A 12,158-nucleotide genomic window follows, 5' to 3' on the forward strand; every position below is an offset into this window, starting at 1 on the left:
CCGGCGATCGCCCCGGCGGGTCATTCGCGAATACCCCCGTGGGGGGAGGCGTCCTCCCCGGCGGTGGGACGCGGCATCCGGGGTCCGAGCGCGAGGGTGGGGTCATGGCATCCGATCCCGCTCCCCCACTCCTCTCGATCACCGACCTGCACAAGTCGTACGGCCGAGGTTCCGCCCGCTTCGACGCGCTGCGCGGGGTGACCCTCGACATCCACCGCGGCGAGAGCATCGCCATCCTCGGCAAGAGCGGCTCGGGCAAGTCCACGCTCATGCACCTCTTGGCGCTGATGGACGCTCCCACGCGCGGCACCGTGCGCCTCGACGGAGTGGATGCCACGACCCTGCGCGGACGCCGGCTCAACCGAACGCGCAACAAGACCTTCGGTTTCGTCTTCCAGCAGTTCTTCCTGACGCCGACCGCGTCGGTGTTCGACAACGTCGTGCTGCCGCTGAAGATCGCCGGCGTGGGGCGCGCCGAGCGCAAGCGTCGAGGGCTGGCCGCCCTGGCCGAGCTCGACATGGGCGACAAAGCCCGCAACAAGGCCACGGCCCTGTCGGGCGGACAGAAGCAGCGCGCGGTGATCGCGCGGGCGCTCGTGAACGACCCGCAGGTGATCTTCGCCGACGAACCCACCGGCAACCTCGACTCGGCGACCGGCGCGGTGGTGGAGGACATCCTCTTCCGCCTCAACCGGGAGCACGGCATCACCCTCATCGTCGTGACGCACGACGAAGAGCTCGCGGCCCGGTGCGACCGCCGCGTGCAGATCCGCGACGGACTGATCGTCGCCGAAGAGCGGAGCGCGGCATGAAAACCCTCGACCTCGTCGGCACCGCCGTCGCCAACACCTTCCGTTCGAAGACCCGCACGATCCTGACGGTGCTGGCGATCTTCGTCGGTGCCTTCACCCTCACCATCACCAACGGACTCGGAACCGGCATCAACGCCTTCATCGACAGCACCGTGAGCGCGATGGGCGCCTCGGACGCGCTGACGGTGACGAAGACGAGCACCGACGCCGCGGCATCCACCGCTCCTCAGAAGTACGATCCGGATGCCATCTCGTCGGGGCGTCAGGCGGGCCCTCCGGGATCGACGAACGAGGTGACAGCGCTCACGGATCAGGACATCACGACGCTCGCGGCGGTGCCGGGCATCGCGCGGGTCGTACCGGTGAAGTCCGTGACGATCGACTACGTGCAGGCGCCCGGCGGTGACCCGTATGTCGCGCGGGCCGGGAGCCTCGTGGCGGGACAGACGCCGCAGCTGGGCGCGGGGGCAGCGCCCGACGACGGTTCCGAGACGTTGGAGGTCGCCCTCCCCGACGCCCTGGTGGTGCCGATGGGCTTCGCCGGCGCCGAAGCGGCCGTGGGTGCCACCGTGACCATCGCGGTCACCGATCCGGTGCGCACGCAACACACGGTCGAGGCGACGGTGACCGGGGTGACCGAGGAGGCGTTCGGCAGCACCACGACGCTGACGACGAACGCCGCGCTCGAGAACGCCCTGTCGGCCGCGCAGAACACCGGCGTCCCCGCCGACCAGCTCGACCGGTACGCCTCGGCGAGCGCGACGATGACAGCGGACGCGGACGCGACCGAGGTGAAGGCCGCGCTCACCGATGCCGGCTACACGGGCACGACGGTCGCCGATCAGCTGGGCACCTTCGAAGCGGTGATCAACGGGATCGTGCTGGTCTTGAACGCCTTCGCGATCATCGCGCTGCTGGCCGCGAGCTTCGGGATCGTGAACACCCTGCTCATGTCGGTGCAGGAGCGGACCCGCGAGATCGGCCTGATGAAGGCGATGGGTATGGGGAGCGGACGCGTGTTCTCGCTCTTCAGCCTCGAGGCGATCTTCATCGGTCTGCTGGGCAGTGCGCTCGGCGCAGTCGTGGCGATCGGGGTGGGGACGGCGGTCAGCGCCCAACTCGCGACGAGCCTGTTCAGCGACCTCCCCGGCCTGCAGCTCATCGCCTTCGATCCGGTGTCGATCGTCGTGACGACGCTGGCGGTGATGGGGATCGCTTTCCTCGCCGGAACACTGCCGGCGGCGCGTGCCGCGCGCGCCGACCCGGTCGAGTCGCTGCGGTACGAGTGAGTCGAGGGCCGGTGCGCGGGAACATTCTCGGGCACCGGCCCTGAACGCGTCGACGGCGTAACGTGGACCCGCTACTCGACGCCGAGGGAGAACATGGACGCCGACGTCATCATCATCGGGGCGGGCCTCGCCGGCCTCGTCGCCAGCAATGAACTGGTGCGCGCGGGCAAGCGCGTGATCATCGTCGAGCAGGAGAATGCGGCCAACCTCGGCGGGCAGGCCTTCTGGTCGTTCGGCGGGATCTTCCTCGTCGACTCCCCCATGCAACGCCGCCTCGGGGTGAAGGACTCCCTCGATCTCGCCTGGCAGGACTGGCAGGGTTCCGCAGGCTGGGACCGCCTCGACGGCGCACACCCCGAAGACGAGTGGGCGCAGAAGTGGGGGCGGGCGTACGTCGAGTTCGCCGCCGGCGAAAAGCGCTCGTGGCTGCAGCAGCAGGGCGTGAGGTTCACCCCCGTCGTCGGCTGGGCCGAGCGCGGGTCGCTCAGCGCCGGGGGCCACGGCAACTCGGTTCCCCGCTTCCACGTTCCGTGGGGAACGGGCACCGGGATCTCGGAACCCTTCGCCGACAGAGCGAGAGAAGCGGATGCCGTCGACCTGCGGTTCCGCCACCGGGTCGACGAACTGGTCTTCACCGACGGCGCCGTGACGGGCGTGCGCGGCGCGGTCCTCGCCCCCGACGATTCCCCGCGCGGGGTGTCGTCGTCACGCGAGGTGGTCGGCGAGTTCGAGCTCTCGGCGCAGGCCGTCGTCATCGCGTCGGGCGGCATCGGCGGCGACCACGAGCGCGTGCGCCGGTGGTGGCCCGAGCGCCTCGGTACTCCCCCGCGCACCATGGTCACCGGCGTGCCCGCCCACGTCGACGGCCGCATGCTCGACATCGCCGCGGACCAGGGAGTGCGCCTGGTGAACCGCGATCGCATGTGGCACTACACCGAGGGGCTGCAGAACTGGAATCCCGTGTGGCCGGGTCATGGCATCCGGATCCTGCCCGGTCCGTCGTCGATGTGGCTCGATGCGCGCGGCCGCCGGTTGCCCCTCCCGGGGCTGCCCGGGTACGACACCCTCGGCACCCTGAAGATCCTGCGATCGACGCCCGATCTGGTCGAGTACGACTACTCGTGGTTCGTGCTCGATCAGACGATCATCAAGAAGGAGTTCGCCCTGTCGGGGTCGGAGCAGAACCCCGACATCACCGACCGCGACCTGGCTCTGCTGCTGCGCACGCGGCTCGGGCGTGCCGCTCCCGGCCCCGTCGAGGACTTCAAGCGGGAGGGAGCCGACTTCGTCGTCGCCGACACCCTGGCCGAACTCGTGCGCGGCATGAACGCCCTCACCGGCGACGACCTTCTCGACGAGGACTCGATCCGCCGGCAGCTCGAGGCGCGTGACCGCGAGGTCGTGAACCCGTACTCGAAAGACGCCCAGACCATCGGCATCCAGAACAGCCGACGCTTCCGCGGAGACCGGCTGTTCCGCACGGTCCCCGCCCACGCGATCCTCGACCCCCGCCACGGCCCGCTCATCGCCGTACGGCTCTGGATCGTCACGCGCAAGACGCTCGGCGGCATCCAGACCGACCTCGACGGCCGCGCCCTGAACGGATCCGGGATGCCGATCCCCGGCCTCTACGCGGCGGGCGAGGCCGCGGGCTTCGGCGGCGGCGGGGCCCACGGGTACAACGCCCTGGAAGGGACTTTCCTCGGGGGCTGTCTGTTCACCGGGCGGACGGTAGGGAGGGCGTTGGCGGGGGTCGTGTGAGGGGTGGCGGCCGGGGCGCGCGACTCGGTGTAGCAGCGCGGCCTCGGGCCCGTGTGGAGCGCCTGATATGGGGGAATGCTCCGCTGCCGCCAGCATGCAATCCGTACACTCGACACGTGACCCCACCGCCCGCCGACGAAGCGTTTCGCGCGCAGGACTCGCGGATGCAAATGCGGCACAGGGTGCTGTTGCTATGGACGCTCGTCGTGGTGTGCGTCGTGGCGAGCGCACTCATCTGGGGTCTGTGGGTCATGCCGGTGTCGCGGTCGGTCGCGGAGGCGCAGACGGTGCCGCTGGGCCAGACGGTCGAGCTGCCCGCTGAGGGCGTCACGGGAGTGTGGGCGTCGGGCGTGGCACCGCTGCTGGGACTCGTCGAGTGCCGGGCCGAGACCGCCGACGGGCGCGCACTCGGCATCTGGTCGGTCCCGTCACCGGGGTGGGACGACACCCTGTGGTGGATGACCCACGGCGACGGCTTCTCACCTGTGCAGAGCATCGCGGATGCGGGCGGCTCCGCCGCATCCGTCACGTGTTCGTCGCGGCTCGACGCGTACGACGGGAAGTTCCGGCTGGCCGGCGACGTGACCGCCGGCGGTAGCGGCGTGGGGCTCGGACGGATGGGAAACGTCGACTATCCCGCCGGCACCCTGCTCGCGCTGGGTGCCGTGGGACTGCCGCTGTTCGCCTTCCTGATGACGATCGTGCTCCTCGTACAAAGGCTCCGTACCGGCCGCTCGGCCCGATAGCCGCGGTCGCCGCGACCCCGTCCGACGATCAACCGGAGGCCGCCCGGTGGCCTACGCTTCCGGGAACAGCGGACCGATCACGGCCCACACCTCATCCGAGATCACCTCACGCGACACGACATCCAGAAACGCCCGAGGAGCGCAACCGGGGGTTCAGCAACGTGCCCTAGCGCGAGACTTCGAGAAACCGGCGCGTATCCTGGGCGATCTCGCGCGAGAGCGTGTGGTGCAGGTAGTGCTCGCCCGCCATCAGCACCACCTCGCCCCGGTCGACGGATGCCGCCTGGGTGCGGCGCAGGTCGACCCAGCCCTCGACGTCGTCGTCCGCCTCGCGCACGAACAGAAGCACCGGGAGGTCGGCGGCGAAGCGTCGACCGCTCGCGTCGGCGAAGTTCGTCGATGCGTGGGCCATCTCGTCGAGCACGGTCGGCGCCGCGGAGTTCGCGTTCGCGAGCAGACGCATCTGCTCTCGCGCGCTCGCGTCGTACGGCAGCCCCTCGTACGGATCGGGGGCGAACGCACGAAGGGCGCGGGTGACGCCGAGGGTGTCCAGGAGCGCGAGGGAGTCGGTCGCGATCGGCTCGTCACCTCCGGGTTGATCCGGCACGCTGCTGTCGATGCCGACGAAGGCCGTCACCTCGTCGCGATACGCCTCGACGTAGGTCAGCGCGTAGATGCCGGAGATCGAGTGCCCCATGAGCGCGTAGCGGTCGACGCCGAGGTACTCCAGGGCCGTGTGCACCTCGCGCGCGATATTCGCGGCCGTGCGCGGCTCGTCGGTCTGATCGCTCAACCCCGTGCCGAACGGCTCGACGGCGACGACACGATAGGTGTCGTCGAGCTGGTCGATGAGCGGCGCGAAATCGAGGCCGGGCGCCGCGGTGCCCAGGCCCGGCAGCAGCACGATGGTCTCCGCGTGGTCACCGTTGATGACGACGTTCATCGAACGATCCCCCACGGGCACCCGCTCGCCGTACGGGGTGATCTCCGCGGCCTCGGCGCGGGTGGCCACGGCGTTGACGGTGGCCGTGGTGGCCAGCGTCACCGCGAGGACGCCGACGATCGCGACGGGTGGGAGCAGGAGGGCGAGGCGGGTGGATTTCTTCACGGGAAGGTCCTTCGGGTCGAGGTTCCTCCAGTCGACCAGCGGCTGCCCGTGGGCGGGAGAGCCTTCGGTCACCACTCGCGGTGACATTTGTCACCGAAACCACGACAGAGGGCCCCGCGCGATGCGGGGCCCTCTGGGATGGATGGTCGTGCGGGCGTCAGGCCCGCGCGGCCGCCGAGGTCATGGGGCACTCGAACGGGTCGCGGGCGGCGAGTCCCACCTGATTCAGGTAACGGATGACGATGCCGTACGACTCGAACAACGTCGTCTCGACGTAGGGGACGTTGAGCGTCTGGCTGTGCTCCTTGACGATCGCGCGGGCCTTGCTGAGGTGCGGGCGCGGCATGTTCGGGAACAGGTGGTGCTCGATCTGGTAGTTCAGCCCGCCCATGAGCCACGTGGCCCACCAGCCGCCGGAGATGTTGCGGGAAGTGCGCACCTGCTTGCTGAAGAAGTCGAGCTTCGCATCGGGAGCGATGACGGCCATGCCCTTGTGGTTCGGCGCGAACGAGGCGCCCATGTAGAGACCGAACACCGCGAGCTGCACGCCAACGAAGGCGAAGGCCATGCCGAGCGGCAGGAAGACGAACACCGGAGCCACGAAGACCGCGAAGCGCAGGGCGATCAGGCCGAGCTCCGTCCAGCGACCCTTGACCGGCTCCTTCGAGAGCAGGTGGCGCAGACCGATGAAGTGAAGGTTGGCGCCCTCGAGCGTGAGCAGGGGGAAGAACGCCCACCCCTGGCGCTGGGTGATCCAACGCTGCAGGCCGCGCGCCTTGGCGGCGTCGACCTCGATGAACGAGATCGTGTCGATCTCGATGTCGGGGTCTTTGCCCACACGGTTGGGGTTGGCGTGGTGACGCGTGTGCTTCGAGGTCCACCACGACAGGCTCATGCCCACGACGCCGGCAGCGAGCCACAGCGCGAGACGGTCATTGGCCTTGCCCGAGGCGAAGATCTGCTTGTGCGCGGCCTCGTGGGCGAGGAACGCCACCTGGGTGAGCAGGATGCCGAGCGCTGCGGCGATCAGCAACTGCAACCAGCTGTCGCCGAGCAGGACGAATCCGGTGATCGCCCCGCCGAACCCGAGGGCGAGGACGGTGCCGACCATCGCGTAGAACCGGCGGGCGCGAACGAGCAGGCCTGTCTCTCGGACGACCTGCGACAACTCGGTGTAGGCCTTGGCCATGGGCGGGAACTCCGTCGTTCCCTTGTAGGTCTGACGGATCGGTCCCATCCGGGACTCGATGACGGGTGCAGCCAATGCGTGCTCCTCGGTGGGGGTGACCGAAGTCTTCGACGACGAAAGCGGATGCCGACGACGTGAGGGCCACGCTACGGGGGCGGTATGCGCCACGACGTATACGCCGACGCCGGAATCGGCGGAAATCCGCATATTCGCCGCCCCGCGCGCACATTCTGCTCAGACAATTGCCAGCCTCAGGACACAGAACGTTCTTTTCGATGCGTCCGAGGCGCCGATCAGGTGGCGCGTGTCATCGACGGCCTCGACGGCACGTGCTTTCGAGCCGCCCGCCTGAACGGTTCGGAACCCTCAAGCAAGATGCGACGATAATCAACCCACCCCCCGAAACCGTCTGCCCCCGCAAGACGGGGCGCACACTGGGGAAGATGCGACAGGTCAGCTACGCGGGTGGACGGTTCGTCACCACCGACGAAGTCGCCGACGCGCTCCTTCACCTCGTCGTGGGGATCGCCGCGACCGGCGTTCCTCAGCGGGTTGAGGTGCCCATCGTCGTCGAGGGCGACGGTGGCGGCCAGGGAACCGCGTGGATGACCGTCGGCCCATCGCCCGCGATGCTGAGTGTGCCCCTCGCCTGGGTCGGCGAGGTGCCCGACTTCTCCGATCAGGTCACCATGATGCGGATGCAGGCGTCCTACCCACGAACGGCGATCACCATCGCGCCCTCGTCACCCGAAACCTGGGACCCGGCCCCCGTCACGTCGTGGGACGACGAAGACTACTACGGGCTGTGAATGCGCACCCGACATCATCCGTCGACCGTGGAATCACCGGCTCCCCGCGAAGTGCGGCGCGCTAATTGGTGAACTATTCGATTTCACAAAATGCCCGTAAAAAGAAAATGACGGGAAAAAAATAATGAGCGTAGAGTCGGCGATATGTGGCGCACTCTCGTAATTCTGCTCGCCGTGTGGGCGGTGCTGACAGTCGTGGGATTCGCCTTCCAGGGGCTGCTCTGGCTCGCAATCATCGGCATCATCCTGTTCGTCGGCACGTTCCTGTTCGGCGTGATCCGATCTCGGACACGTCGGCGCGCCTCCTAGAACCAGCCTTCGTTCGAGCCATTTCGACGGGGGACCCTCGCGTTCAGTTCGCTCTGCGACGCCTGCCGAAAAGTCGAGATCATATGACCAGTTCCCCTTCGCCCGCCTCCGATCGCTCGGATCTGCTCGGTCTCACGACGGTGTTGGCGGGCTCGCTTCCTCGAACCCTGGGCACCCCCGAAACTCCCGACACCTACCAGGTCGACGCGGTGTTCTCTCGCCGCCCCCTCCCGGAAGAGGTGGTGGCGATCCATTCCGCAGCGACGCAGCAGGCGCTGGCCACCGCCGGATACCCGTCCGTGACCGTGCGCGTCTCCGACCGGCGCCTCGAGATCCGCAATACGACCCTCGAACAGCTCGAGACGGGACTGGCAACCGTCCTCGCCGATCAATTCGCATTGATCACCTCGCACATTCGCGAAGAACAAGCCACGGCACGCAAGCTCGTCGAGGACGCAGCCGGCGCGGAGGGCACCCGCATCGATGCCGTCGCAGCACGCGCAGGACGCATTCGGTTCCAGCGTTCCGGCGACGCCGGCTGACCTCGAAGACCCCGCACAGGTGATCCCGCCGCTCGAGGGGGAACGGCTTCGAGACCGCGAGTTCTGAGAGAACATGATCGCCACGACAACACCGGGCCGTTTCGCAAACAGTCCTCTCGGTCGACATTGTCTACCTCTGTTCCAACAAATCGACGACCTCGGTTACGGCGGCGCAACTCCGCCAGGTTTCCGACTGCATCGGGAGTTGTGGGCGCGAGTTGCAACCGCGCGTGAAGCGTGGCTGGAACCGTTTGAGCGACAATCAGCGCGTTGATGTGATCTTGACCGCGCTGTCTTCTTCGGCGGCAACAACGGCTGGAGCGGCTCGCATGAGAAGCAACATGCCCGGGACCTCCTCTTGCAGCACGTCCGAGATAGCCGACTGGATGCCGATGCGGCCGCGTCTTACGTCATGTCACAAGGCGTATCAGGCAAAGGCTCCCGCCGTCTACGCGAGCTGCTGGGACGCGCCTGACACCCCTTTGCACGCCTCTCGAAAGGGAAGCTCTAGTAACACTCGCCGACGAGAGGAAGGCCGTCGGCGAAACGGGGTTGGGGCAGGCCTACTCGCGGCATCACCCATCGCTAGGCTCTCGCCCCCGGTCGCATCGCGTTCCTGCGCTCTGCGTCCGCCGCCTACCGGGCAGAGTGGGACGTCGCGGCCTGACGCATTATCCCAGGAACGAGGAAATGCGCCTCATCGCAGCGCTGGGCGGAGGTGGCGCAGTGCTCTCGCGCACGACAAGTTGCGGTCGCTCTGAAGAGAAGCGGCGCCCGGTCTCGCCCGCGATCTCGTTGAGCAGCAATTGCAGACCGCGCCGGCCGAGGCCAGCAAAGTCCTGGTCCACGGTGGTAAGCGCGGGCGTCCAGAGCGCCGCCAGAGGATGGTCGTCGAAGCCCGCGACGGAGATGTCGTCGGGAACGCGGCGACCAGATGCGACGATTCCGCGAATCACACCCATAGCGATCTCGTCATTGCCACAAAATACGGCGGTCACTGTTGGGTCGTCTGCAAGCTTCCGTCCGATTTCGATGCCGGACCGCGGATCCCATGTGGCGTCGGCTAACGGCGGCATGGCCGCACCGCGGCGCTTAAGAGCGCGTCTCCAGCCGGTAGTCCGTCCGTCCTCGCGGCGCGAGGGGGGCACGCGCACGTGGTGGACGGTGGCGTGACCCAAGTCGAGGAGATGATCGGTGAGCTCTTCTGCCGCCCGAGCCTCGTCGAGGACTGCCTGACGCAGTCCAGGCTCCCGAACACCCGACAGTGCCACGACCGGCAGGGCAGATGGGATTCGGTGCAGCGCGGCCACTCCGGGCGGGTCGAACTTCAACACGCAGACCCCCGCGAGCGGCTGCGCGAGCGTCGCGGCAATCGCGCGGTCGATCTCGGCCTCGTCGGTGCTCTCGACCACGGTGATCATGACCGTGTAGTCCTCGGCGCGGGCGGCCTCCTCGATGCCTCGGATGGTCTCGGCGTAGCCGTACTGCGAGGTGTCACCGGCGATGACAGCGATCACCTGGGCCTTGCGCGAGGCGAGGACGCGCGCCGCAGCGCTCGGCCGGAAGTCCAGCGCCGCGATCGCCGCCTCCACCGCCTCGCGCCTGCCCGCACTCACCTTTGCGGCGCCGGTGAGCACGCGCGACACCGTCGGAACCGAGACCCCCGCCCGAGCGGCCACGTCGGCGATCGTCGCCGGCTTGGTGCGGGGGTTCTCCATCGTGCTCCGTCCTTGGGACGCGGCGATGGTCATTTGACGGCGCCGCTGGTGATGCCTGAGATGATCTTGCGCTGGGCCACCATGAAGGTGATCAGCAGGGGCAGGCTCATCAGAATGATGTACGCGAAGATGAGGTGCCAGTTCTGAAGGTACAGACCCGCGCTCGCTACCTGGTACAGGTTCAGCGGAAGCGTGTCGAGTCGACCCCCCACGACGAACAGCGCGTAGAACACGTCGTTCCAGATGTAGAGGCAGATGAGGATCGTCGCCGTCGCCAGCACCGGCATGAGCAGGGGCAGGATGATCTTCACGAACACCTTCACGGGCGACGCGCCGTCCACCCGAGCCGCCTCCTCCAGCTCGAGCGGAATGGTGCGGACGAACCCGGTGACGAAGAAGATCACCGTCGATATGTACATGCCCATGTACACCCCGATCATGCCGATCGCGGTACCCGCGAGACCGAGCTGACGCAGCAGCAGCACGATCGTGACGACCGCCGGAGGCAGCACGATCCCGCTGATAGCGACGGCGTAGACGAAGGCCAACCCCTTCGACTTCCGGCGACCGAGGATCCAGGCCGCCATCGAGCCCAGGATCAGCACGCCCAGCACGGCTGGCACCATCACCAGGACGCTCCCGCCGAAGGCCGCGAGCATGCGACCGTCGCCGATCACGGTGGCGAAGTTGTCGAGGAGGTGCCACTCCGACGGCAGCGCCAAAGTGGGCACAAACGCCTCGGCCTGCGTCTTAGACGCCGTGAGCACCGTGAGCAGGAACGGGATGCCCAGCAGCGCGACGGCGACGATGATCGCGGCCACAGGCTGCGCGACGCGGGCGAAGGGGCGTCGTCGGCGCGGTTCTCGGCGCGTGCGCCCGGTGGTGATGGTCATCGTCTGGCTCACAGCACGTCCTCCCGCTTGCGTAGAACCCGGATGACGGGGAAGGCGAGGACCGCGACGACGAGGAAGAGCACGAGGCTCATCGTCGTCGCCTGTGCGAACAGGCCTTGGCCGAAGGTCCGGAAGATAAAGATGTTCAGCAGTTCGGTGGTGCCGCCGGGGCCTCCGGCGGTGGTCGCCTGCACGATGTCGAATCCGTTCATCGAGCCCAGCAGAGCGGTCGCGACGTTAAAGGTCACCGCGGGAGCGAGCAGCGGGAAACGGATCGAGCGGAAGGTCGTCCACCACCCGGCGCCGTCCAGACGCGCGGCCTCGATGACGTCGTCGCTGATGGTCTTGAGTCCCGCGAGGTAGATGAGCATCGACAGGCCCATCCACTTCCAGGCGTGGATCAGGGCGACGACGACGATCGTCCACGTCGTACTGCCGAGCCACGCGATGTCGATGTTCTGCCCGGTGAGGGTGCTCAGGATGCCGTTGAGGGCGCCGTCCGGCTTGAGCATGGCCTGAAAAATGTAGCCGACGGCAAGGGCCGACATGATCACGGGCACGAAGAAGGCGACGCGCAGCGTCCGGTTTACGCGGGTGTCGCATTCGAGGAGGAGTGCGAGCGCGAGGCCGAAGAGGTTCTGGAAGATCGCGACGAGCACGGCGTAGACGAGGGTCACCGTGAGGGCGTTCACGAGGGAGCCGTTCGAGAACAGCGAGACGAAGTTGCCGGGGCCGATGAAGTCGATCGAGCTCTTGAAGCTCGACCAGTTCGTAAAGGCGTAAACGAAGTTAAAGACGGTGGGAATGGCGAAGAACACAACCAGCACCGCGAGTGCCGGGATGAGGAACCACAGGGGATGGTCCTTTGCGTGTCGCCCTCGCGGGGCGATCCTGGCCGACCGTGGCGGCGGCGTCACCGTACGAGGACGCTCGAGGGTCGAAGTCATGCGGGGTTCCTCCCGGGGAAGGGGGCGCCGGATCG

At 67.8% G+C, this 12,158-nt stretch carries 12 protein-coding genes; 7 read left to right on the plus strand and 5 right to left on the minus strand.

The features are described from left to right. Window positions 1-104 precede the first annotated feature (104 nt). The 4 genes from DEU35_RS00810 to DEU35_RS00825 all read left to right on the plus strand — a co-directional run bounded on the left by DEU35_RS00810 (window position 105) and on the right by DEU35_RS00825 (window position 4,608). Window positions 105-812, plus strand: coding sequence for an ABC transporter ATP-binding protein (locus tag DEU35_RS00810; protein WP_116238350.1), 708 nt, complete (start codon window positions 105-107; stop codon window positions 810-812). Beyond that, window positions 809-2,101, plus strand: coding sequence for an ABC transporter permease (locus tag DEU35_RS00815; RefSeq protein ID WP_116238351.1), 1,293 nt, complete (start codon window positions 809-811; stop codon window positions 2,099-2,101). The genes DEU35_RS00810 and DEU35_RS00815 overlap by 4 nt, the downstream gene beginning before the upstream one ends. A gap of 93 nt (window positions 2,102-2,194) precedes the next feature. After that, complete coding sequence (locus tag DEU35_RS00820; protein ID WP_116238352.1) at window positions 2,195-3,862, plus strand: FAD-binding dehydrogenase; 1,668 nt, start codon at window positions 2,195-2,197, stop codon at window positions 3,860-3,862. A gap of 116 nt (window positions 3,863-3,978) precedes the next feature. Continuing rightward, window positions 3,979-4,608 (plus strand): hypothetical protein, encoded by a 630-nt coding sequence (locus DEU35_RS00825; protein WP_147301812.1) that lies wholly within the window; start codon window positions 3,979-3,981, stop codon window positions 4,606-4,608. A 166-nt stretch (window positions 4,609-4,774) separates the two neighbouring features. On the opposite strand, the gene DEU35_RS00830 is transcribed toward DEU35_RS00825, so the two are convergent. Then, entirely contained in the window at window positions 4,775-5,716 is a 942-nt protein-coding gene (locus DEU35_RS00830) for an alpha/beta fold hydrolase (protein ID WP_258873293.1), read from the minus strand. Between the two features lie 157 nt (window positions 5,717-5,873). Further along, window positions 5,874-6,953 (minus strand): acyl-CoA desaturase, encoded by a 1,080-nt coding sequence (locus DEU35_RS00835; protein ID WP_258873352.1) that lies wholly within the window; start codon window positions 6,951-6,953, stop codon window positions 5,874-5,876. 395 nt (window positions 6,954-7,348) lie between these two features. Here DEU35_RS00835 and DEU35_RS00840 point away from each other — a divergent pair, with 395 nt between their 5' ends. The 3 genes from DEU35_RS00840 (at window position 7,349) to DEU35_RS00845 (ending at window position 8,565) form a co-directional block, all read left to right on the plus strand. After that, window positions 7,349-7,714: a hypothetical protein gene (locus DEU35_RS00840; protein WP_103210537.1), complete on the plus strand. Its 366-nt coding sequence runs from the start codon at window positions 7,349-7,351 to the stop codon at window positions 7,712-7,714. Window positions 7,715-7,858: 144 nt separating this feature from the next. Continuing rightward, complete coding sequence (locus tag DEU35_RS16940) at window positions 7,859-8,023, plus strand: hypothetical protein (RefSeq protein ID WP_170210598.1); 165 nt, start codon at window positions 7,859-7,861, stop codon at window positions 8,021-8,023. 83 nt (window positions 8,024-8,106) lie between these two features. Then, window positions 8,107-8,565 (plus strand): hypothetical protein, encoded by a 459-nt coding sequence (locus DEU35_RS00845; RefSeq protein ID WP_103210536.1) that lies wholly within the window; start codon window positions 8,107-8,109, stop codon window positions 8,563-8,565. Between the two features lie 671 nt (window positions 8,566-9,236). On the opposite strand, the gene DEU35_RS00850 is transcribed toward DEU35_RS00845, so the two are convergent. From DEU35_RS00850 to DEU35_RS00860, 3 genes are read right to left on the minus strand one after another with little or no spacing between them, the layout of a single operon-like run. Next, complete coding sequence (locus DEU35_RS00850; RefSeq protein ID WP_258873294.1) at window positions 9,237-10,316, minus strand: LacI family DNA-binding transcriptional regulator; 1,080 nt, start codon at window positions 10,314-10,316, stop codon at window positions 9,237-9,239. After that, a complete protein-coding gene (locus DEU35_RS00855) occupies window positions 10,313-11,188 on the minus strand; it encodes a carbohydrate ABC transporter permease (protein WP_258873295.1) in 876 nt (291 codons plus the stop codon). Before DEU35_RS00855 ends, DEU35_RS00850 begins: the two co-directional genes overlap by 4 nt. After that, on the minus strand, window positions 11,185-12,123 hold the full coding sequence (locus DEU35_RS00860; RefSeq protein WP_181904529.1) for a carbohydrate ABC transporter permease: 939 nt from the start codon (window positions 12,121-12,123) through the stop codon (window positions 11,185-11,187). Before DEU35_RS00860 ends, DEU35_RS00855 begins: the two co-directional genes overlap by 4 nt. Window positions 12,124-12,158: the final 35 nt, after the last annotated feature.

The organism is Microbacterium sp. AG157 (genome assembly GCF_003385695.1).
Lineage (GTDB): Bacteria > Actinomycetota > Actinomycetes > Actinomycetales > Microbacteriaceae > Microbacterium > Microbacterium testaceum.